Source organism: Mesorhizobium sp. B2-7-1 (genome assembly GCF_006440735.1).
In the GTDB taxonomy this organism is placed as follows: domain Bacteria; phylum Pseudomonadota; class Alphaproteobacteria; order Rhizobiales; family Rhizobiaceae; genus Mesorhizobium.
The window spans coordinates 49,408-71,441 of record NZ_VFUA01000024.1; the positions used below are offsets into that span (position 1 = coordinate 49,408).

15 protein-coding genes are annotated in these 22,034 nt (G+C 64.2%); 13 read left to right on the top strand and 2 right to left on the bottom strand.

The features are described 5' to 3' along the window. Positions 1-17 precede the first annotated feature (17 nt). The 9 genes from FJ471_RS12250 (at position 18) to FJ471_RS12290 (ending at position 15,132) form a co-directional block, all read left to right on the top strand. Positions 18-1,094 (top strand): ABC transporter permease, encoded by a 1,077-nt coding sequence (locus FJ471_RS12250; RefSeq protein ID WP_140803411.1) that lies wholly within the window; start codon positions 18-20, stop codon positions 1,092-1,094. Beyond that, on the top strand, positions 1,091-1,870 hold the full coding sequence (locus FJ471_RS12255; protein ID WP_140803412.1) for an ATP-binding cassette domain-containing protein: 780 nt from the start codon (positions 1,091-1,093) through the stop codon (positions 1,868-1,870). Before FJ471_RS12250 ends, FJ471_RS12255 begins: the two co-directional genes overlap by 4 nt. Positions 1,871-2,003: 133 nt before the next feature. Beyond that, a complete protein-coding gene (locus FJ471_RS12260; RefSeq protein ID WP_140803413.1) occupies positions 2,004-4,466 on the top strand; it encodes a glycogen/starch/alpha-glucan phosphorylase in 2,463 nt (820 codons plus the stop codon). A 104-nt stretch (positions 4,467-4,570) separates the two neighbouring features. Next, on the top strand, positions 4,571-6,784 hold the full coding sequence (glgB, locus tag FJ471_RS12265; protein WP_140803414.1) for a 1,4-alpha-glucan branching protein GlgB: 2,214 nt from the start codon (positions 4,571-4,573) through the stop codon (positions 6,782-6,784). Between the two features lie 63 nt (positions 6,785-6,847). Then, entirely contained in the window at positions 6,848-8,116 is a 1,269-nt protein-coding gene (gene glgC, locus FJ471_RS12270; protein ID WP_140803415.1) for a glucose-1-phosphate adenylyltransferase, read from the top strand. A gap of 86 nt (positions 8,117-8,202) precedes the next feature. After that, positions 8,203-9,648, top strand: coding sequence for a glycogen synthase GlgA (gene glgA / locus FJ471_RS12275; RefSeq protein WP_140803416.1), 1,446 nt, complete (start codon positions 8,203-8,205; stop codon positions 9,646-9,648). A gap of 3 nt (positions 9,649-9,651) precedes the next feature. Continuing rightward, a complete protein-coding gene (locus FJ471_RS12280; protein WP_140803417.1) occupies positions 9,652-11,280 on the top strand; it encodes an alpha-D-glucose phosphate-specific phosphoglucomutase in 1,629 nt (542 codons plus the stop codon). Between the two features lie 196 nt (positions 11,281-11,476). Then, a complete protein-coding gene (gene glgX / locus FJ471_RS12285) occupies positions 11,477-13,477 on the top strand; it encodes a glycogen debranching protein GlgX (protein WP_140803418.1) in 2,001 nt (666 codons plus the stop codon). After that, the gene (locus FJ471_RS12290) at positions 13,477-15,132 is read left to right on the top strand and encodes an alpha-glucosidase family protein (RefSeq protein WP_140803419.1); all 1,656 of its coding nucleotides are present in this window, start codon (positions 13,477-13,479) and stop codon (positions 15,130-15,132) included. Before glgX ends, FJ471_RS12290 begins: the two co-directional genes overlap by 1 nt. Positions 15,133-15,147: 15 nt before the next feature. Here the strand turns inward: FJ471_RS12290 and FJ471_RS12295 are convergent, their stop codons facing one another. Continuing rightward, positions 15,148-16,911 carry a pilus assembly protein TadG-related protein gene (locus FJ471_RS12295; protein ID WP_246684700.1) on the bottom strand — a complete coding sequence of 588 codons (1,764 nt, stop codon included), beginning with the start codon at positions 16,909-16,911 and terminating at the stop codon, positions 15,148-15,150. After that, positions 16,911-17,276, bottom strand: a complete 366-nt coding sequence (locus tag FJ471_RS12300; RefSeq protein WP_246684701.1) for a TadE/TadG family type IV pilus assembly protein — start codon at positions 17,274-17,276, stop codon at positions 16,911-16,913. The genes FJ471_RS12295 and FJ471_RS12300 overlap by 1 nt, the downstream gene beginning before the upstream one ends. A gap of 375 nt (positions 17,277-17,651) precedes the next feature. Here FJ471_RS12300 and FJ471_RS12305 point away from each other — a divergent pair, with 375 nt between their 5' ends. The 4 genes from FJ471_RS12305 to FJ471_RS12320 all read left to right on the top strand — a co-directional run. Beyond that, on the top strand, positions 17,652-19,244 hold the full coding sequence (locus tag FJ471_RS12305; RefSeq protein ID WP_140803422.1) for a peptide ABC transporter substrate-binding protein: 1,593 nt from the start codon (positions 17,652-17,654) through the stop codon (positions 19,242-19,244). Positions 19,245-19,419: 175 nt separating this feature from the next. Continuing rightward, the gene (locus FJ471_RS12310; protein WP_140803423.1) at positions 19,420-20,343 is read left to right on the top strand and encodes an ABC transporter permease subunit; all 924 of its coding nucleotides are present in this window, start codon (positions 19,420-19,422) and stop codon (positions 20,341-20,343) included. Next, a complete protein-coding gene (locus tag FJ471_RS12315) occupies positions 20,336-21,460 on the top strand; it encodes an ABC transporter permease subunit (RefSeq protein ID WP_140803424.1) in 1,125 nt (374 codons plus the stop codon). Before FJ471_RS12310 ends, FJ471_RS12315 begins: the two co-directional genes overlap by 8 nt. Positions 21,461-21,474: 14 nt before the next feature. Then, positions 21,475-22,034, top strand: a 560-nt coding sequence (locus FJ471_RS12320; RefSeq protein WP_140803425.1) for an ATP-binding cassette domain-containing protein, incomplete at its 3' end; no start/stop codon positions are given.

A 22,034-nucleotide genomic window follows, 5' to 3' on the forward strand; every position in this document is an offset into this window, starting at 1 on the left:
CCTGGGAGGGGATAAAGATGAGCGACGACGCAACCGGCTCGGTCTCGGCCGAGCGCGGCCTTAAGGGCCATGACCAGTCCGTGGCCAGCTTCGACGAAGACCGGGGCTCGGCCCTGAAGAGCGTCCAGCGCTTCCTGCATGAATATCCTACGGCCGTCCCGTTCATTGTCCTGGTCATCGGCGTTTTGATTTTTTCCGTCGCCGCCGGCGGTCGCTTCTTTGCGCCATTCAATCTTTCGCTGGTGCTGCAGCAGGTCACCATCATCGCCTTTCTGGGCATCGCCCAGACGCTGGTCATCCTGACCGCCGGCATCGATCTTTCGGTCGGCGCGATGATGGTGCTGTCGTCTATCGTCATGGGCAGGCTGACCGTCACCTACGGCGTGCCCGTCGAATTGAGCTTCGTGCTGGGCCTGCTGACCGGCCTTGTCTGCGGCCTGATCAACGGTGTTCTGGTGGCGGTGATCAAGCTGCCCCCCTTCATCGTCACGCTCGGCACCTGGAGCGTCTACGGCGCGATGGTCATCTACGTCTCCCATTCCGAGACCGTGCGCGCCCAGGATATCGAGGCGGCCGGACCGCTGCTGCAGTGGCTGGGACATACGATCAGATTGGGTGGCGGTGCCGTGCTGACTTACGGCGCGATCGCCATGATCCTGACGGCAATCATCATCTGGTACGTGCTGAACCGCACCGCGTTCGGCCGCCACGTCTACGCTACCGGCGATGACGACGAGGCTGCGCGCCTTGCCGGTATCAACACGCGCGGTGTGTTCATCGCCGTCTACACGCTGGCCGGCTTCATCTGCGCCGTTGCCGCCTGGGCGCTGATCGGCCGTATCGGCGCGGCGAGCCCGCTCGGCAACCAGACCGCCAATCTCGATGCCATCACCGCCGTGGTGATCGGCGGCACCTCGCTGTTCGGCGGCCGCGGCTCGATCGTCGGCACGCTGTTCGGGGCGTTGATCGTCGGCGTCTTCCGCAATGGTCTGGCGCTCGCCGGCGTCGATTCGCTCTGGCAGGAGTTCACCGTCGGTATCCTCATCATCCTCGCCGTCACCATCGATCAGTGGATCAGGAAGATTTCGGCATGAGCACGCAGCCCATTCTTCAAGGAAAAGGCCTCAACAAGCGCTACGGCCGGGTTGTTGCGCTCGACAATGCCGATTTCGACCTGATGCCGGGCGAGATCCTTGCCGTCATCGGCGACAACGGCGCCGGCAAGTCGACGCTGGTCAAGGCGCTGTGCGGCGCGGTCATTCCGGACTCCGGCACGATCGAGCTCAACGGCCAGCCGGTGCATTTCCGCTCGCCGATCGAGGCGCGCATGGCCGGCATCGAGACCGTCTACCAGAACCTGGCGCTGTCGCCGGCGCTGTCGATCGCCGACAACATGTTCCTCGGCCGCGAGCTGCGCAAGCCAGGCTTTGCCGGACAGTGGCTGCGCCGGCTCGACCGCTCCGCCATGGCGCGTATCGCCCGCGAGAAATTGTCCGAGCTCGGGCTGATGACCATCCAGAACATCAACCAGTCGGTCGAAACGCTCTCGGGCGGCCAGCGCCAGGGTGTCGCTGTGGCTCGCGCGGCGGCCTTCGGCAGCCGCGTCGTCATCATGGACGAGCCGACGGCGGCGCTCGGCGTCAAGGAAAGCCGCCGCGTGCTGGAGCTGATGCTCGACGTCAAGAAGCGCGGCCTGCCGATCGTGCTCATCTCGCACAACATGCCGCATGTCTTCGAGGTGGCCGATCGCATCCACATCCATCGCCTGGGCCGTCGCCTCGCCGTCATCGATCCGAAACAATATACAATGTCCGACGCCGTCGCCTTCATGACCGGAGCCAAGGCTCCGCCAGAGGTGTTGGCGGCCTGATCCCCGCCGCATTGTCGTGGGAATGGTGAGCGCGGCCTGCTTAAATCGATTGAACCTATGCTGCAACGCACTAAGATAGGCTGGGAGGAACGGTGAAAGCCGCTATGATCAGGCCAGTTGAACGAGAGGCGAAATGACATCCGCCATGACGATCGAAGTCCCCGTCCTCGACAATCCCGACCCCAAGACGCTCGCCGAAGAGGTCTTGCTGTCGCTCAAATACCGGGTCGGCAAGGATACCACCGTCGCCACGCCCTATGACTGGCTGACGGCCTCGATCAAGGTGGTGCGCGACCGCATCGTCGACCACTGGATCCAGGCGACCAAGGAAGCCTACGACCAGCAGGAAAAGCGCGTCTACTACCTTTCGCTGGAATTCCTGATCGGGCGCCTGATGCGCGACGCCTTCTCCAATCTCGGCCTGATGGAGAACATGCGCGAGGCGCTGTCCTCGCTCGGCGTCGACCTCGACCTGATCGCCGGCCTCGAACCGGACGCGGCGCTCGGCAATGGCGGCCTCGGCCGTCTCGCCGCCTGCTTCATGGAAAGCATGGCGACCGTCGACATCCCCGCCCATGGCTACGGCATCCGCTATGCCAACGGCATGTTCCGCCAGGAAATCCAGGGCGGCTGGCAGGTCGAGCTGCCGGAGACCTGGCTCGACCACGGCAACCCCTGGGAGTTCGAGCGGCGCGAGCGCTCCTTCGAAGTCGGCTTCGGCGGCTCGGTGGAATCGATCACCTCCAAGGACGGCCGGCTCGAACGCCACGTCTGGAAGCCGACCGAGCATGTCCTCGCCGTCGCCTACGACACGCCCGTCGCCGGCTGGCATGCCAGACGCGTCAACACGCTGCGGCTCTGGTCCGGCATGCCGATCGACCCGATCCTGCTCGACAAGTTCAACGCCGGCGACCACATCGGCGCGCTGGCCGAAAGCAACAAGGCCGACGCGCTGTCGCGCGTGCTCTATCCGGCCGATTCCCACATGGCCGGGCAGGAGTTGAGGCTGCGGCAGGAGTATTTCTTCTCCACCGCCTCGCTGCAGGACATCGTCCAGCGTCATCTCAGCCAATATGGCGACCTGAAATCGCTGCCTGACAAGGCGGCGATCCACTTGAACGACACCCATCCCGCGGTCGCCGTGCCGGAGCTGATGCGGCTGCTGATGGACGTCCACGGCATGGACTTCGACCAGGCCTGGGACATCACCAAGCGCACTTTCGGCTACACCAACCACACGCTTCTGCCAGAGGCGCTGGAAAGCTGGCCGGTGCCGCTCTTCGAGCGTCTGCTGCCGCGCCACATGCAGATCGTCTACGCCATCAACGCGCAGGTGCTGCTCGAGGCCCGCGCCACCAACCAGTTCTCCGGCGATCAGATCGCCCGGATCTCGCTGATCCAGGAAAATGGCGACCGCCGCGTGCGCATGGGCAATTTGGCCTTCGTCGGCTCGCATTCGATCAACGGCGTCTCGGCGCTGCACACCGAGCTGATGAAGGAGACGGTGTTCGCCGATCTCCACAAGCTCTATCCCGACCGCATCAACAACAAGACCAACGGCATCACGCCCAGGCGCTGGCTGATCCAGTGCAATCCGGGTCTGACCTCGCTTGCCCGCGAGGCGATCGGCGACCGCTTCATGGACGACATCGAGGCGATCAAGGACCTCGATCCGCTCGCCGGCGACGCGGCTTTCCGCGAAAAATTCGCGGCGGTGAAGCGGCAGAACAAGGTGAGGCTCGCCAACCTGATCGCCGACCGGCTCGGCATTCGGCTCGACCCGTCGGCGCTGTTCGATATCCAGGTCAAGCGCATCCACGAATACAAGCGCCAGCTGCTCAACATCCTCGAGGCGATCGCGCTCTACGACCAGATCCGCTCGCATCCCGAGCGGGACTGGATGCCGCGGGTCAAGATATTCGGCGGCAAGGCAGCACCCAGCTACCACAACGCCAAGCTGATCATCAAACTGGCCAACGACGTCGCGAAAGTCATCAACGGCGATCCGTCGGTGCGCGGCCTGCTGAAAGTGGTGTTCGTGCCGAACTACAATGTCAGCCTGGCCGAAGTGCTGATGCCCGCCGCCGATCTTTCCGAGCAGATCTCGACCGCCGGCATGGAAGCATCCGGCACCGGCAACATGAAGTTCGGCATGAACGGCGCGCTCACCATCGGCACGCTCGACGGCGCCAATGTCGAGATGAAGGAACATGTCGGCGCCGACAACATCTTCATTTTCGGCCTCACCACCGCCGAGGTCGCCGACCGGCGCAACAATGGCTACAACCCGCGCGGCATCATTGAGGCGTCCTCTGAATTGTCGCAGGCTGTCGCGGCGATCTCGTCCGGCGTCTTCTCGCCCGATGACCCCAATCGCTACCGCGACCTCATGAACGGGCTCTACAGCAGCGACTGGTTCATGGTGGCGGCCGACTTCGATTCCTACGCCGCCTGCCAGCGCGAGGTGGACCGCGTCTGGCGCGACAGCCCCGACTGGAACGCGCGCGCCATCCACAACGTTGCCCGCATGGGCTGGTTCTCGTCCGATCGCACGATCCGCCAATATGCGAAAGAAATCTGGAACGTACCCGTCTGATATGATTGCATGAGGCTACAAACAATGTGGCCCAGGTGTATTCTGTCCAACTGTGCTGGGCGGGTGCACCCAAAACAAAGGTGCCCGGGGAGGGCGACCGCTTGATGAGGAAGCCGCGCGCGACCGCTGCGACAAGCGGGCCGGACGGACTGGCGCCAGCCGGTGATGTCGCGGCGATTGTCGCCGGAACGCATGGCAATCCTTTCGCGGTCCTGGGCGTGCAGGAAGCCGGCAAGGGTTTCGTCGCGCGCTGCTTCGTGCCCAACGCTGAATTCGTCTCCGCCTATACGCTGACCGGCAAGGACGTCGGCGAGCTCTCCCGCCGCGACGATGCCGGCTTCTTCGAGGGCAAGGTCTCGATCCGCAAGCGCCAGCCGCTGCGCTATCACGCCAGGAACGCCGGCGGCGACTGGTGGCTGACCGATCCTTATTCCTTCGGTCCGGTGCTCGGCCCGATGGACGATTACTATATGGCCGAGGGTTCGCACTTGAGGCTCTTCGACAAGCTCGGAGCCCACATCATCGAACATGAAGGCGCCACCGGCGTGCATTTCGCCGTCTGGGCGCCCAATGCCAGGCGCGTCTCCGTGGTCGGCGCCTTCAACGACTGGGACGGCCGCCGCCACACCATGCGCGACCGCAGGGACACCGGCATCTGGGAATTGTTCATTCCCGATCTCGGCGCGGGCCAGCCCTACAAGTTCGAGATCATCGCGCCCGACGGGGTGCGCCTGCCGCTCAAGGCCGATCCGTTCGCATTCGAGTCGGAACTGCGCCCGGCGACCGCCTCGGTGACGGCGCCGCCCATGGCGCATCAATGGGGCGACGAGTCGCATCGCAATTATTGGCAGAAAGCCGACCCCAGGCGCGAGGCGATCTCGATTTACGAGGTCCATGCCGGTTCCTGGCAGCGCCGCGACGACGGCACGTTCCTCTCCTGGGACGAGCTCGCCGCGCGGTTGATCCCCTACGTGGTGGACACCGGTTTCACCCATATCGAGTTCCTGCCGATCTCGGAGCACCCCTACGACCCATCCTGGGGCTACCAGACCACCGGCCTTTATGCGCCGACGGCCCGCTTCGGCGATCGCGACGGCTTCGCCCGCTTCGTCGACGGCGCGCATCGCGCCGGCGTCGGCGTCATCCTCGACTGGGTGCCGGCGCATTTTCCGGTCGACGAGCACGGACTGGTGAAATTCGATGGCACCGCGCTCTACGAGCATGCCGATCCGCGCCAGGGTTTCCATCCCGACTGGAACACCGCCATCTACAATTTCGGCCGCCGCGAGGTGGTGTCGTTCCTCGTCAACAACGCGCTGTTCTGGGCGGAAAAGTACCATGTCGACGGCCTGCGCGTCGACGCGGTCGCCTCGATGCTCTACCTCGATTATTCGCGCAAGGCGGGCGAGTGGATTCCGAACGAGAAGGGCGGGCGCGAGAACCTGCAGGCCGTCAGCTTCCTGCAGAAGATGAACAAGGAGCTCTACGGCCACCACCCCGGCGTCGTGACGATCGCCGAGGAATCGACCTCATGGCCGAAAGTGTCGCGTCCCGTGCACGAAGGCGGGCTCGGCTTCGGCTTCAAGTGGAACATGGGCTTCATGCATGACACGCTGGAGTACCTCTCCAAGGAGCCGATCTTCCGCAAGCACCACCACAACGACATCACCTTCGGCCTGACCTACGCCTTCTCGGAAAATTTCGTGCTGCCGCTCTCGCATGACGAGGTCGTGCACGGCAAAGGCACGCTGCTCAACAAGATGGCGGGCGACGACTGGCAGAAGTTCGCCACGCTGCGCGCCTACTACGCCTTCATGTGGGGCTATCCCGGCAAGAAGCTGCTGTTCATGGGCCAGGAATTCGCCCAGCGCCGCGAGTGGAGCGAAGAGCGCGCGCTCGACTGGAACCTGCTCGAATTCGCGCCGCATCGCGGCGTCTGGCAGACGGTGCGCGACCTGAACTATCTCTACCGCTCGCGCCCGGCGCTGCATGCGCGCGACTGCGAGCCGGAGGGCTTCTCCTGGCTGACCGTAGACGACCGCGACAATTCGGTCTTCGCCTGGCTGCGCAGCGCGCCGGACGGCAACCCGATCGCCGTCGTCTCCAATTTCACGCCGGTGCCGCGCGAGAACTATCGCGTGCCGCTGCCGAAGGCAGGAAAGTGGCGCGAAATCATCAATACGGATGCCACCGACTATGGCGGCTCCGGCATGGGCAATGGCAGCATGGTCGAGGCGGGCGGCGAAGGGGGCGGCGTCTCGGCGACGATGCTTCTGCCGCCGCTGTCGACGATCATGCTGGAATTCGTCACGGATTGAAGCAGATGATGTCTCATCCTGCTCTTGCAACAGTCCGGGCAGCTTGTTTGGGAGGGTAACAAAATGGCAGAGATCAAAAGAACCCAGCCGCTGGCACGCGATGCCATGGCCTATGTGCTGGCCGGCGGCCGCGGCAGCCGTCTCAGGGAACTGACCGACCGGCGCGCCAAGCCGGCCGTCTATTTCGGCGGCAAGACGCGCATCATCGATTTCGCCCTCTCCAATGCGCTCAACTCCGGCATTCGCCGCCTCGGCGTCGCCACCCAGTACAAGGCGCATTCGCTGATCCGCCACCTGCAGCGCGGCTGGAACTTCCTGCGGCCGGAGCGAAACGAAAGCTTCGACATCCTGCCTGCCTCGCAGCGCGTCTCGGAAACGCAGTGGTATGAAGGTACGGCCGACGCCGTCTACCAGAACATCGACATCATCGAGGCCTACGGGCCCGAATACATGGTCATCCTCGCCGGCGACCACATCTACAAGATGGATTACGAGCTGATGCTGCGCCAGCACGTCGACGCCGGCGCCGATGTCACCGTCGGTTGCCTGGAAGTGCCGCGCATGGAGGCGACCGGCTTCGGCGTCATGCATGTCGACAAGAAGGACAACATCATCGCCTTCGTCGAAAAGCCGGCCGATCCACCGGGCATTCCGGACAAACCGGAATTCGCCCTGGCCTCGATGGGCATCTATGTCTTCAGGACCAAGTTCCTGATGGAACAGCTGCGCCGCGACGCCGCCGAGCCCGGCTCCAGCCGCGACTTCGGCAAGGACATCATCCCCTATATCGTCCAGCACGGTAAGGCGATCGCCCACCGCTTCGCCAAATCCTGCGTGCGCTCCTCGCATGAGTCCGAGCCCTATTGGCGCGACGTCGGAACGGTGGACGCCTATTGGGAAGCCAATATCGACCTCACCGACGTCACGCCCGAGCTCGACCTCTACGACCGCGACTGGCCGATCTGGACCTATGCCGAATTGAAGCCGCCGGCAAAGTTCGTGCATGACGAGGACGGCCGCCGCGGCGAGGCGATCTCCTCGCTCGTGTCGGGCGACTGCATCGTCTCCGGAGCCTCGCTGCGCCGCAGCCTGATCTTCACCGGCGCCCGTATCAATTCCTATTCCAAGCTCGAGGAAGTGGTGATGCTGCCCGACGTCCAGGTCGGCCGCAACGCGCGCCTCAAGCGCGTCGTCATCGACCATGGCGTGCAGATTCCGGAAGGGTTGGTGGTGGGCGAGGACCCGGTGCTGGACGCCAAGCGTTTTCGGGTGTCGGAAAAGGGCATCTGCCTGATCACCCAGGACATGATCAATAAGTTGTCGACCCCGTAGGGCCGATCAATAAGTTGTCGACCCCCGTAGGTCGATCAATAAGTTGTCACTTTGACCTGTCACTTAAAGATCGGAATGTGAGGCCCATGCAGGTTCTGTCGGTCACGCCCGAGATCTTCCCGCTGATCAAGACCGGCGGCCTTGCCGACGTGACCGGCGCCCTGCCGATCGCGCTGGCGGGGAAGGGCGTGGCGATGCGCACACTGGTCCCCGGCTATCCTGTGGTGATGGCGGCTTTCACCAAGAAGAAACCCGTCTACCAGTACCCTCTGCTGCAGGGCGGCAAGGCTTCGATCCATGCCGTCAAGATCGGCGATCTCGATCTCTTCGTGCTTGATGCGCCGCATCTCTTCGATCGCCAGGGCGGCCCTTACGGCACCGCTTCCGGCGCCGACTGGCCGGATAACTGGCGTCGTTTCGCGGCGCTCAGCCAGGTCGGCGGTGACATAGCCGGCGGCGCCATTTCCGGCTACCAGCCCGACCTTGTGCATGCCCATGACTGGCAGTCGGCGATGACGCTTGCCTATATGCGCTACGGCAAGGCGGTCGGCGTGCCGTCACTGATCACCGTGCACAACCTGGCCTTCCAGGGCCAGTTCGGCGCCGGCATCTTCGGCGAGCTCGGCCTGCCGGCCGTGGCGATGCAGCTCGACGGCGTCGAATATTATGGCGGCGTCGGCTTTCTCAAGGCCGGCCTGCAAGCCGCCTGGGCGATCACAACGGTAAGCCCGACCTATGCGCAGGAAATCCGCGCGCCGGAATTCGGCATGGGCCTCGACGGGCTGATCAACATGCGCGCCACCGATCTCTACGGCATCGTCAACGGCATCGATGTCGACATCTGGAATCCCGAGACGGACAAGCATCTGGTCGCCAATTATTCGGCCGAGACGCTCGCAGCGCGCGCCAAGAACCGCAAAGCCGTTGAGGAGCGTTTCGGCCTGGAGGCGGACGGCAGCCCGATCGTCTGCGTCATCAGCCGGCTGACCTGGCAGAAGGGCATGGATATCCTCGCCGCGGTCGTCGACGGCATCGTCGCCGCCGGCGCCCGCCTCGCCATCCTCGGTTCGGGCGATGCCGGCCTCGAAGGCACACTGCTCGCCGCGGCCGCCCGCCATCGCGGCCGCGTCGGCGTCGTCGTCGGTTACGACGAAGGGCTTTCGCACACCATGCAGGGCGGCTGCGACGCCATCGTCATTCCGTCGCGCTTCGAGCCCTGCGGCCTCACCCAGCTCTACGGCCTGCGCTATGGCTGCGTGCCGATCGTCGCCAGGACGGGCGGTTTGGCCGACACCATCATCGACGCCAACGAGGCCGCCTTGTCGGCAGGTGTCGCCACCGGCTTCCAATTCGCGCCCAACAATGGCGGCGCGATGCTGCATGCCATCCAGCGGCTGGTCGAGCAGCATGCGCGGCTGGCGGTCTGGGCCTCGATCCAGCGCCAGGGCATGAAGGCCGATGTCTCCTGGGACAAGAGCGCCGAAAAATACGTCGAACTCTATCGCTTGCTGCTTTCGAAAAGGGCTGCCTGAGGCATGATCAGAACCGTCCCCACCAAACCCTATACCGACCAGAAGCCAGGCACATCGGGCCTGCGCAAGAAGGTGCCGGTGTTCCAGCAGGAGCACTATGCCGAGAACTTCATCCAGTCGATCTTCGATGCGCTGGACGGGTTTGAGGGCAAGACGCTGGTGATCGGCGGCGACGGCCGCTTCTACAACCGCGACGTCATCCAGAAAGCCATCGCGATTGCCGCCGGCAACGGCTTCGGCAAGGTGATGGTCGGGCAGGGCGGGATTCTCTCGACGCCGGCCGCCTCCAACATCATCCGCAAATACAAGACATTCGGCGGCATCATCCTGTCCGCCAGCCACAACCCCGGCGGCCCGCATGAGGATTTCGGCATCAAGTACAATGCCGGCAATGGCGGCCCGGCGCCGGAAAAGATCACCGACGCGATCTTCGCCAAGTCGAAGGAGATCAAGAGCTTCAAGATCGCCGATATCGGCGCGATCGACATCGATAAGATCGGCACCGTCAAGGCCGGCGACATGACGGTCGAGATCTTCGACCCGGTCAAGGACTACGCCGAATTGATGGAAAGCCTGTTCGACTTCGATGCGCTGAGGAAGCTCTTCAAGTCGGGCTTCCGCATGCGCTTCGACGCCATGCATGCGGTGACAGGCCCGTACGCCAAGGAGATTATCGAGCATCGCCTCGGCGCGCCGGACGGCACCTGCCGCAACTTCAAGCCGCTGCCGGATTTCGGCGGCCATCACCCGGATCCGAACCTGGTGCACGCAAAACATCTCTATGACGAGATGATGGGACCGAACGCGCCGGACTTCGGCGCGGCCTCCGACGGCGACGGTGACCGCAATCTGATCATCGGCAGGGGCATCTTCGTCACGCCGTCGGACTCGGTCGCGATGCTTGCCGCCAATGCCAGGCTGGCGCCGGGCTACAAGGACGGCCTGAAGGGTATCGCCCGCTCCATGCCGACCAGCGGCGCGGCCGATCGCGTCGCCGAAAAGCTCGGCATCGGCATCTATGAGACGCCGACCGGCTGGAAGTTCTTCGGCAATCTGCTCGACGCCGGCATGGCCACCATTTGCGGCGAGGAAAGCGCCGGCACCGGCTCAAACCATGTGCGCGAGAAGGACGGCCTGTGGGCCGTGCTTTTGTGGCTCAACATCCTCGCCGCGCGCGGCGAGAGCTGCAAGCAGATCGTCACCGAGCATTGGGCGACCTACGGCCGCAACTACTATTCGCGTCATGACTATGAGGAGGTCGAGAGCGATCGCGCCAACGCGCTGGTCGACGAATTGCGCGCCAAGCTCGGCTCGCTGCCCGGCACCAGCGTACGCGGCTTGAAGATCGCCAAGGCCGACGATTTTGCCTATCACGATCCAGTCGACGGCTCGGTGAGCGAGCATCAGGGCATCAGGATCCTGTTCGAAGGCGGCTCGCGCGTCGTGCTCCGCCTCTCTGGCACCGGCACCTCGGGGGCGACGCTGCGCGTCTATATCGAGCGCTACGAGCCGGATAAGGCGCGCCACGACCTCGACACGCAGGAAGCGCTCGCCGACCTCATCGCCGCCGCCGACGACATCGCCGGCATCAAGAGCCACACCGGCCGCAACAAGCCGAGCGTGATTACTTGAGGGTGGCGCGGCGCGACTCCCCCTTCTCCCCTTGTGGGACAAGGTGTCGCCGAAGGCGACGGATGAGGGGTGCTCCAGCTTGGCGCAAACCGGCGCCCAGGACATCGACGCCTCATTCCTTCCAACACCCCTCGTCCGTCTCAGCGCTTCGCGCCGATCCACCTTCTCCCACAAGGGGAGAAGGGAAGGCGCTTGCATGACCCAGCTCGGTGCCGCCATCACTCCCGAAGGCATCCGCTTCGCCGTCTGGTCCTCACCGGCTCGGCGTCTCTGGGTCTCGCTTTTCGACGGCAGCGGCAACCGTGAAACCGATCGCCTGGATCTGAAGCCGGAAGGCGAGGGCGTGCATGGGCTCCTTGTCCCCGGCCTTGGCGACGGGACCCGTTACGGCTTCCGCGCCGACGGCGACTATGCGCCGGAACGCGGTCTGTGGTTCGACCCGAACAAGTTGCTCACCGACCCCTATGCCATCGAGGTCGATCGTCCGTACCAGTATCACTGGCGGCTCGCCGCCAAACGCAATGAAAGCGCCGACACCGCCGCGCTGATGCCGAAGGCGGTAGCGCGGTCCCTGCCCAAACCGGTGCCGGCCAATCCGCCGCTGTTCCAGCCCGGCGGGCTGATCTACGAGCTCAATGTCCGTTCCTTCACCAGGCTGCATCCGGACGTGCCGGAGGCTGAGCGCGGCACGATCGCGGCGCTCGCCCATCCGGCCGTCGTCGAGCACCTGGAGCGTCTCGGCGTCTCCGCTGTCGAGCTGATGCCGATCACCGCGTCGATCGACGAGCGGCACCTGCCGCCATTGCGTTTGAGCAACGCCTGGGGCTACAACCCAGTCACCTTCATGGCGCTCGATCCGCGCCTGGCGCCCGGCGGCCTCAAGGAACTGCGCGAGACGGTCGCCGCGCTGCGCAAGGCGGGCATCGGCACGATCCTCGACCTGGTTTTCAACCATACCGGGGAGAGCGACCGGCTCGGGCCGACGCTGTCGCTGCGCGGGCTCGATGCGATGGCCTACTACCGGCATCAGCCGGACGGCAGGCTGGTCAACGACACCGGTACCGGCAACACCGTCGCCTGCGACCATCCCGTCGTGCGCGAGATGGTGCTCGACACGCTCCGCCATTTCGTCCGCCTCGCCGGCGTCGACGGCTTCCGCTTCGATCTGGCGCCGGTGCTCGGCCGCGTCGAGGGCGTCTTCGATCCGGAGACGCCGCTGCTCCAGGCCATCGCCGGCGACCCTGTGCTCGCCGACCGCGTGCTGATCGCCGAGCCCTGGGATATCGGTCCGAACGGCTATCAGCTCGGCAATTTCCGGCCGCCCTATCTGGAATGGAACGACCGCTACCGCGACGATGTCAGGCGCTTCTGGCGCGGCGATACCGGCGCGATCGGCTCGCTCGCAACCCGGCTCGCCGGTTCCTCCGATGTCTTCGGCAGGGACGGCCAACCGACGAGCCGTACCGTCAACTTTATCGCCGCGCATGACGGCATGACGCTGGCCGACATCGTTGCCTATGAGCGCAAGCACAACGAAGCCAATGGCGAGCAGAACCGCGACGGCCATAACGACAATCTGTCCTGGAACAACGGCACCGAAGGCGAGACGCACGACACCGAAATCGCCAGGGCCCGCTTCGGTGACCAGCGCGCGCTGCTGGCCACGCTCTTTGCCTCGCGCGGCACCATCATGCTGACCGCCGGCGACGAGTTCGGCCGTACGCAGAATGGCAACAACAATGCCTATGCGCAGGACAACGCCATCACCTGGCTCGACTGGGCTGGGCGCGATGAGGCGATCGAGCAATACGCCGCCTCGCTCGCCTCGCTGCGCCGGGCCTTTCCTGCGCTGGCGGATGCACGCTTCCTGACTGGCGAGCCCGCCGACGGATCTGCAATTCCCGACGTGGCCTGGCTGACCGAGATCGGCGAGCCGCTCGGCGATACGGACTGGAACGATCCTGGCCGGCACCGCCTCGTCATGATCCTGGGTGATACAAAAGGCAACCGCCTGGCCGTCATGGTCAACGGCGACCGCCGCCAATGTGTCTTCTCCTTGCCGGCACGGGACGGATTTGAATGGCGCCCGGCAATCGAGACGCAAGCAGTGGACCTCTCGCGGCCGCTGCCCAGCCGCAGCGTCAATTTCATGATCGAGCGGCGAGCCGCTAAATCGGGCGGCAGGAAAGGCTCGTGATGACTGGCCAGAACCCGTATCAGGGAACCGAATGGTGGCGCGGCTGCGTCATCTACCAGGTCTATCCGCGTTCCTTCCAGGATACGACCGGCGACGGCAGCGGCGACTTGAAGGGCATCACAGCGCGGCTCGCCCATATCGCGTCGCTGGGCGTCGACGCGGTCTGGCTGTCGCCCTTCTTCAGGTCGCCGATGGCCGACATGGGCTACGATGTGTCCGACTATCGCGACGTCGATCCGATGTTCGGGACGCTGGAGGATTTCGACGCACTGGTCGCCGAGGCGCATCGGTTCGGCCTGAAGCTCATCATCGACCAGGTGATCTCGCATTCTTCCGACAAGCATGAATGGTTCGTCGAAAGCCGCGCCAGCCGCGACAATGCCAAGGCCGATTGGTATGTCTGGGCGGACGCCAGGCCGGACGGCAATGCCCCCAACAACTGGCTGTCCGTCTTTGGCGGCCCGTCCTGGGAATGGGACGCCACCCGCCGGCAATACTACATGCACAATTTTCTGGCCGCTCAGCCGGATTTGAACTTCCACAATCCGCAGGTCCAGGACGCGCTGCTCGACACCGTGCGCTTCTGGCTGGAGCGCGGCGTCGACGGCTTCCGGCTGGATACCGTCAACTACTATGTCCATGACCGCTGGCTGCGCGACAACCCGCCCTTGGCGTCGAGCGTCGCCGGCACCAACGGCTCGACCAGCACCTACGGCTTCCAGGAGCATCTTTTCGACAAGACGCGGCCCGAGAATCTCGACTTCCTGAAACGCTTCCGCGCGCTGCTTAATGAATATCCGGGCCGCGCCGCGGTCGGTGAGGTCGGCGACGAGGAGCGTTCGCTGCAGACGCTCGCCGCCTATGTGTCCGGCGGCGACAAATTGCAGATGTGCTACACGTTCGATCTGCTCAGCCCGCAATTTTCCGCCGCCCATGTGCGCGGCTGCGTCGAGGCTTTCGAGAACGCCGTCGCCGACGGCTGGGTCTGCTGGGCCTTCTCCAACCACGACGTGGTGCGCCACGTTAGCCGCTGGACGCGCCCCGGAGGAAATCCGGACGCGGTGGCGAAGTTCTCGATCGTGCTGCTTGCCTGCCTGCGCGGCTCGATCTGCCTGTACCAGGGTGAGGAACTGGGCCTCGAGGAGGCTGAACTCGCCTATGAGGATCTGCGCGATCCCGTCGGCATCCGCTTCTGGCCGGGCGTGAAGGGCAGGGACGGCTGCCGCACCCCGATGGTCTGGCAGGCGGGTGCGGAAAATGCCGGCTTCTCGACGGCCAAGCCCTGGCTGCCGGTGCCGCAGGCGCATCGTGCGCGCGCGGTCGATGTTCAGGATGTCCAGGACGGTTCCGTCCTGTCCGCCTATCGCTCCATCCTGGCACTGCGAAAGCGTCATCCGGCCCTGGTCGGCGGCTCGATCCGGTTTCTCGATGCGGAAGGTGACGTGCTGGCCTTCATCCGCGAGCGCGACGACGACAAACTGCTTTGCGTCTTCAATTTCGCCGGCGACCCGGCAGGCTGGGCGCTGCCGCCGGAGCTTGGCGATCTCGAGGTGACGGCCCTTGCCGTGGAGGTCGCCGGGGTTCTGGGTGGAGTCACCGAGGAAAGCGGATTGGCGTTGCCGCCTTTGGGCTGCTTCGTCGCGAGGCTTGGCTGATCGCTTCGACGGCCGCTACTGCACCAGCACGGAGCGTCCGCAGGTCGCGCCGGTCACCCGCACATCGGCCTCGCCGACCCGGATGCCAAGCGCGCCGAGCACATTGTAGAGCAGGCTGTCGACCGGCGCGGTCACACCGTTGAGCAGTGTCGTCACGGCCGGCTTCACCGTACCCAAGAGCGCGGTGAGGTCGATGCCCAGGCCAAGCGCGTTGACCGTCAGCGACAGATTGTTGACCAGCGACGTGGTGAGCGACTGCGTCAGGTTCCTGGTCGACACCGTCTTGATCGCCTTGTTGCTGATGTCGGTGGCGTTGAACGTCAGGTTCGTCGGCGCCATGTTGGTGACGTTGAAGTAAGACGATCCATTGATCTGTATCAGGCTGAGATTGATCAGCAGAAGCCTCAGGCTGACATCGGCGATTTCCGCATCGGAGAAGGACTGCGGCTTGGTGAAATCGGCGAAACCGCTGCCGCTGCTGTTGGCGAGATGCGCGGCGACCACGCCGGGTTGGGCGGCGATCGAAACCTGGATGCTGGACGGCCCGGTCGGACAGGTGATGTCGGTCAGCTTGGCCTCGGCATAGGCAACCTCGACATTGAGCGGCAGATTGACCTTGAGCAGCCTGATGCCGCCGCCGAGATTGGTGTTGCCCAGACCGACGCTGGCATTGAGCTTGATGCGCGTCTGCGCCGTGCGGACCACCGTGCCCGCTTCGCCCACCGCCAGCCAGGGCGTGGCCTGCGGCGGTTCGCCGATGGCGACGGCAAGCGTGGTCGACAACAGGCCGGGTATCGTGGCGCCGAGATCGACCGCGACCTGATTGTTGCCGTTGGCCAAGGCGGCCGCGGCGCTCAGCATGCTGAGCGCGCTCGCCGCGACGTTGAGCCCTGGCGGCTTTTGCCCCATGCCGAGATTGCCGACGGAACCGAGATCGACAAGCGTGTCGAGCGGAATCTTGACGGTGTTGGTGGTGCTGGAGGCCATCGTCTGCAGCGCGAGCTTGGCCGTCCGGTCGAGCCCGGGCACGTTGGCCATGGCCGTGGCGATCTGTCCGACCGTTGCCTTGGAGGCGAGCACGTCATTGTAGGAGACGCCGGTCAGGTGCAGTTGCGTCGCCAGCGCATCGGTGAACGAAAGAACGTCGATATCGGCCGACAGCAGCGAATTGTAATCCATCACGCTGAGCGAGATGCTGCTGCCGAGAAGGCCGCCGAGAAGCGCGTTGAGAATGCCGCCATTGAGGCTGGCAAGCCGCGAGCCGACCGAAAAAGCCGCTTGTGGCTGCGCGCTGGCGATAGCGGTCGTGCCAAGAGTGGGCGGCGACATGATCGAGCCGGCGAAATAGAGCGTGCCCTGCTTCTTCAACGACACCTGCACGGCATTGTAGGGCACCTTGCCCGCCTCGAACCGGCTGCCGGCGGCAATGGTGCTGATGCCTGTGTAGCGCCCCGGCACGATCTGGACGACCGCCTTGCTGGCGGTTGGCGCCACTGTGGTGCCCTGTTGCTGTACGGCGACCGAGGTGATGCCGTTGTCGGCGAGCGTCGTCAGCACCGCCTGCTGGGCATTGGTGATGTTCGAGGCTGCAGTGATGGCGGCAAGGTCGACGATCGACTGCGCGGCGCGGCGCTCGTTGTAGAGTGAACCTTCGTCGATCGCGAAGGCGGTCAGCGCGAGCGCCACCGGCGTGCACAGCGCCGTCATGACGGCGAAGTTCCCGCTACGGTCAGCGACGAGCCTTCTCGTCGCCGCCATCAATCCCCCCTTGATGGGCATCATATCCCTCCGACACGGATCGTCGACTGGCGCTGGATCGTCGTGCCCGGCAGCGGCAGCGTGTTGAACAGGTTCCAGATCGGCAGGTTGCGGGCATCGTAGGTGACCGAAACGACGAACTGGCTGCCGTCGGCGACGCTGTCCTGCGCGTTGACGGTCAGCTTGTTGGGATCGACGAAGGGATAGCCCGAGACGTCGTGAGCGATGAAATCGGTGACCAGTGCCTGGCGTTCGGTCTGGTTCAGGCCGGCAATCGCCGTGCGCGCCGCGTCGGCCGCGATCTGCTGTATGGAATGGCTGGCGCCGAAATAGACCCCGTATGCAACCATGCCGAGCAGGAGCAGGATGAAGATCGGCGCGAGCATGGCGAATTCGATTGCTGACGTGCCCGTGGCGTCAGCCCGGAAACGAGACCACGAAACGGGGAATTTTCGGTTTTTCAGCATGATGCCGAGAATGCCAAAACCTGCCTGCAAAAACAGAAAACGCGTCGAACAACCGGCAGGTGTGCCAAGTTGAAGGTCAGCTCTAAGCTTTAGGCTCCGCTGTTTTAGCGTGATGACGCTCACTTTGCGTCAAGCAGGCAATGGTTGAAATAAGATTTCGCTCTGTCTAGTCTCCTGCCACCAGCCCCCGGAACGGACCGGAGGCACGCCTGAAACGGGGCCGTTTCAACGGTTCCGGGGTGTCAAAACTTAAAAAGGCGCGGCTGAGGGGCTGCGCCGACAGGGAGAGACTTCATGCTGAAAAACATGCTGAAGGCGACGGTGTTCGCCACCACCATGGCTCTGGCAACGGGCTCCTTTTACACGCATGCTTTTGCCGAAGTGGTCTACAACCGCGGCAGCGCCGCGGAGCCGGAATCGGTCGATCCGCACAAGACCTCGACCGTCTACGAAGCCAATATCCTGCGCGATCTGTTCCAGGGCTTGGTGATGCAGGACGAGAAGGCCAACCTCATCCCGGGCGCCGCCGAAAGCTGGACCGTCTCGGACGACGGCACCGTCTATACCTTCAAGCTGCGCAAGGACGGCGTGTGGTCCGACGGGACCCCGGTCACCGCGGACGACTTCGTCTTTGCCTTCCACCGCCTGGAAGACCCGGCGACCGGCGCTGAATACGCCTCGATGCTCTATCCGGTGAAAGGGGCCGAGGACTTCAACACCAAGAAAGGCAAGCCCGAGGACATGGGCGTGAAGGCGGTCGACGCCAACACCCTGGAAGTGACGCTGAAGGCGCCGACGCCCTACTTCCTGGAGATGCTGACCCACCAGGCGACCTATCCGGTCAACAAGGCCTCGATGGACAAGCTCGGCGCCGATTGGATCAAGCCGGGCAACCTCGTCTCCAACGGCGCCTATACGCTCGCCGAATGGGTGCCCAACGACCATCTCAAGCTCGTCAAGAACCCGAAATTCTGGGATGCCGCCAGCGTCAAGATCGACACCGTCAATTACATCCCGACCGAGGACCGTTCCTCGGCCATGAAGCGCTTCGAGGCCGGCGAGCTCGACAGCTATGACGATCTGCCGACCGAACAATTGGCGGACCTCAAGACCAAGTTCGGCGACCAGATCAAGGTCGGCCCATATCTCGGCACCTATTATTACGCCATCAAGACCGACAAGGAGCCTTGGAACAACGTCGAACTGCGCAACGCCATCTCGATGGCGATCGACCGCGACTTCCTGGCCGAAAAGGTCTGGCAGAACTCCATGCTGCCTGGCTATTCGATGGTCCCTCCGGGCATCGAAGGCTACACGCCGGCGATGGCCAAATACGCCGACATGCCGCAGATCGACCGCGAGGACGAGGCCAAGAAGATCCTGGAAAAGCTCGGCTACACGCCCGAGCATCCGCTGAAGATGGAAATCCGCTACAACACCTCGGAGAACCATAAGAACACGGCGGTCGCCATCCAGGAACAGCTGAAGCCGCTCGGCGTTGAGGTGACGCTGCTCAACACCGACACCAAGACCCATTACGGCTTCCTCGAGCAGAAGGGCAATTACGACGTCGCCCGTGCTGCCTGGATCGCCGACTACAAGGATCCCGAGACCTTCCTCGGCATCTCGCGCAAGGCGAGCGGCAACAACTATTCCGATTATGACAGCCCGGCCTACGAGGCAGCGATGGACAAGGCGGCAGCCGCCGGCGGCAAGCCCGAAGATCGCATGAAGGACCTCGCCGCGGCCGAGCGCATCCTCGTCGACGATGTCGGCCAGATCCCGCTGCTCTACTACAGCTACCACGACATCGTGTCCTCGAAGCTGCATGGCTTCACGGACAACGTGATGGACGTTCATCCGTCCCGCTTCATCTCCAAGGACTGACAATCAACCTTGGCCGTGCCGCCGCTATCTTTCGATGGCGGCGGTGCGGTCTGTCGTCGTGCCGGGCCGAAAGTCGGGTTGGATTTTCGGGAATCCCGGTGCGAAGATCAGAGATGCCGGCGCGCCACGGATCTTCGACTGGAGAGCCTGTCGCCCTGGCTGAAGCGGGGCGCCGATGCTGCGTTATGTCTTCCGGCGGTTGTTGACCGCCATTCCGACGCTATTCGTCATCGTGACGTTGGCGTTCTTCCTGATCCGCGTCGCGCCAGGCGGCCCGTTCAACCAGGAGAGGGGCTTGAGCCCCGAGATCAGGGCCAATCTCGAAGCCCAGTTCGGCCTCAACGATCCGCTCTGGCTGCAATATGTCCACTATCTCGGCAACCTTTTGCGCGGCAATTTCGGCCCGAGCTACAATCTGCCGGACTTCACCGTCACCGAGCTCTTCGCCAAGGGCCTGCCGATCTCGATCCAGATCGGCACCTCGGCGCTGGTGCTGGCGCTGCTTCTCGGTTCGATTCTCGGCACCATCGCCGCGCTCAACCAGAACAAGCTTGCCGACTATTCCGTGATCGCCTTGGCGACCGCCGGCAGCACTATCCCGACCTTCGTCATCGCGCCGGTGATCCAGCTCATCTTCGGGCTCTCCTGGAAGCTCTTGCCGATCGGCGGCTGGGGCGACGGCGCCTTCGTCAACAAGGTCGGCCCGGTGCTGACGCTGGCCTTGCCGCAGATCGCCATCGTCGCGCGCCTGATGCGCGGCTCGATGATCGAGAGCCTGCGCTCGCACCATATCCGCACCGCCCGCGCGCTCGGCCTCTCCGACTGGTCGGTGGTGGTCAAGCACGCGCTGCGCGGCGCCGTGCTGCCGATCGTCTCCTTCACCGGCCCGGCGGCCGCGGCGCTCTTGACCGGCTCGGTCATCGTCGAGACGATCTTCTCCATCCCCGGGGTCGGCCGCTACTTCGTCGATGCCGCGCTCAACCGCGACTACACGCTGGTCATGGGAACCGTGGTGGTGATCGCGCTCTTCACCATCGTCTTCAACCTGATCGTCGACCTGCTCTACGCGGTCGTCGACCCGAGGGTGCGCTATGACTGACCTCGCCGTCGCCGTGCCCGAGCCGATCGTCGGCCGCTCGCTCTGGGGCAATGCCTGGGCGCGGCTCAAGCGCAACCGCGCCGCCATGCTCAGCCTCTACTACCTGGCTTTCATCGCCGTCATCAGCATTTGCGGTCCGTGGGTCGTGCCGCATGAATACACGACCATCTACGGCGACTATGTGCGCATGCCGCCGAGCGTCTCGGCCTATCCGAAACCCGACATGATCCAGGGTGCGCTGGGCGATGCCATCAAGCGGATGCGCGCCGACATCAAGGAATGGCACCAGGACGGCAATCGCGTCGTCGTCACCGTCACCTCGACCAAGCCGATCGACGATCGCAACATCCGCTATCTCGACCGCTCCGACGCCTTCGACGACACCAAGATCGAGAACAAGTCGCCCGACGGCCTCGAAGTGACGATGAGCTCGGCCGTGAAGCAGCAATATTTCTTCTTCGGCACCGACAACACCGGCCGCGACCTGCTCTCGCGCACGCTGATGGCGGGACGCATATCCTTGGCCATCGGCCTGCTTGCCGGCGTCGTCGCCGGCGTCATCGGCGTCATCTACGGCGCGACCGCGGGCTTCGCCGGCGGCAGGGTCGACGAGGTGATGATGCGCATCGTCGACGTGCTCTATTCGCTGCCCTTCATCTTCTTCGTCATCATGCTGGTGGTGTTCTTCGGTCGCAATTTCGTGCTGATGTTCCTGGCGGTGGGCGCGGTGCTGTGGCTCGACATGGCCCGCATCGTGCGCGGCCAGGCGCTGTCGATCCGCAGGCAGGAATATGTCCAGGCGGCGGAAGCCATGGGGGTCGGTCAGCGCGGCATCCTGCTGCGCCATGTCATTCCCAACCTGCTCGGGCCGGTCGTCATCTACATGACGCTCCTGGTGCCGCAGGTGATCATCCTGGAAAGCTTCCTCTCCTTCCTCGGTCTCGGCGTGCAGGAGCCGATGACCAGCTGGGGCGTGCTGATCTCGGTCGGCGCCAAGAACATTGGCTACGCCAACTGGCTGCTCCTGTTCCCGGCCTTCTTCCTCGTCTCGACGCTGTTCGCGCTGAACTTCGTCGGCGACGGCCTGCGCGACGCGCTCGACCCGAAAGATCGATAAAGGGGATCGCTGACATGGCTTCCGAAACGATCCTCACCGTCAAGGACCTGCGCGTCCGCTTCCAGACCCTCGACGGCACGGTCGAGGCGGTCAAGGGCATCAACATCAAGGTCAATGCCGGCGAGACGGTCGCCGTGGTCGGCGAATCCGGGTCCGGCAAGAGCCAGACGATGATGGCCGCGATGAACCTCTTGTCTTCCAACGGCGAGGCGACCGGCCATGTCGACTATCGCGGCCAGAACCTTCTGGCCATGTCGAAGAGCGAGCTCAACAAGGTGCGCGGCCGCAAGATCAGCATGATCTTCCAAGAGCCGATGACCTCGCTCGACCCGCTCTACACCATCGGCAACCAGCTGATGGAGCCGATCCGCCGGCATCGCGGGCTTTCCGCGACAGCCGCGCGGGAAGAAGCGCTGAAGCTCTTGCGGCTGGTGCATATCCCCGACCCCGAACGGCGCATGAAATCCTATCCGCACGAGATGTCGGGCGGCCAGCGGCAGCGCGTCATGATCGCCATGGCGCTGGCCAACGAGCCGGAGCTTCTGATCGCCGACGAGCCGACGACCGCTCTCGA

Bases quoted from the DNA above. Each gene is read 5' to 3' on its own strand.
- FJ471_RS12250 (WP_140803411.1), top strand. From the start codon at position 18: ATGAGCGACGACGCAACCGGCTCGGTCTCGGCCGAGCGCGGCCTTAAG.
- FJ471_RS12255 (WP_140803412.1), top strand. From the start codon at position 1,091: ATGAGCACGCAGCCCATTCTTCAAGGAAAAGGCCTCAACAAGCGCTAC.
- FJ471_RS12260 (WP_140803413.1), top strand. From the start codon at position 2,004: ATGACATCCGCCATGACGATCGAAGTCCCCGTCCTCGACAATCCCGAC.
- glgB (WP_140803414.1), top strand. From the start codon at position 4,571: ATGAGGAAGCCGCGCGCGACCGCTGCGACAAGCGGGCCGGACGGACTG.
- glgC (WP_140803415.1), top strand. From the start codon at position 6,848: ATGGCAGAGATCAAAAGAACCCAGCCGCTGGCACGCGATGCCATGGCC.
- glgA (WP_140803416.1), top strand. From the start codon at position 8,203: ATGCAGGTTCTGTCGGTCACGCCCGAGATCTTCCCGCTGATCAAGACC.
- FJ471_RS12280 (WP_140803417.1), top strand. From the start codon at position 9,652: ATGATCAGAACCGTCCCCACCAAACCCTATACCGACCAGAAGCCAGGC.
- glgX (WP_140803418.1), top strand. From the start codon at position 11,477: ATGACCCAGCTCGGTGCCGCCATCACTCCCGAAGGCATCCGCTTCGCC.
- FJ471_RS12290 (WP_140803419.1), top strand. From the start codon at position 13,477: ATGACTGGCCAGAACCCGTATCAGGGAACCGAATGGTGGCGCGGCTGC.
- FJ471_RS12295 (WP_246684700.1), bottom strand. From the start codon at position 16,911: ATGCCCATCAAGGGGGGATTGATGGCGGCGACGAGAAGGCTCGTCGCT.
- FJ471_RS12300 (WP_246684701.1), bottom strand. From the start codon at position 17,276: ATGCTCGCGCCGATCTTCATCCTGCTCCTGCTCGGCATGGTTGCATAC.
- FJ471_RS12305 (WP_140803422.1), top strand. From the start codon at position 17,652: ATGCTGAAAAACATGCTGAAGGCGACGGTGTTCGCCACCACCATGGCT.
- FJ471_RS12310 (WP_140803423.1), top strand. From the start codon at position 19,420: ATGCTGCGTTATGTCTTCCGGCGGTTGTTGACCGCCATTCCGACGCTA.
- FJ471_RS12315 (WP_140803424.1), top strand. From the start codon at position 20,336: ATGACTGACCTCGCCGTCGCCGTGCCCGAGCCGATCGTCGGCCGCTCG.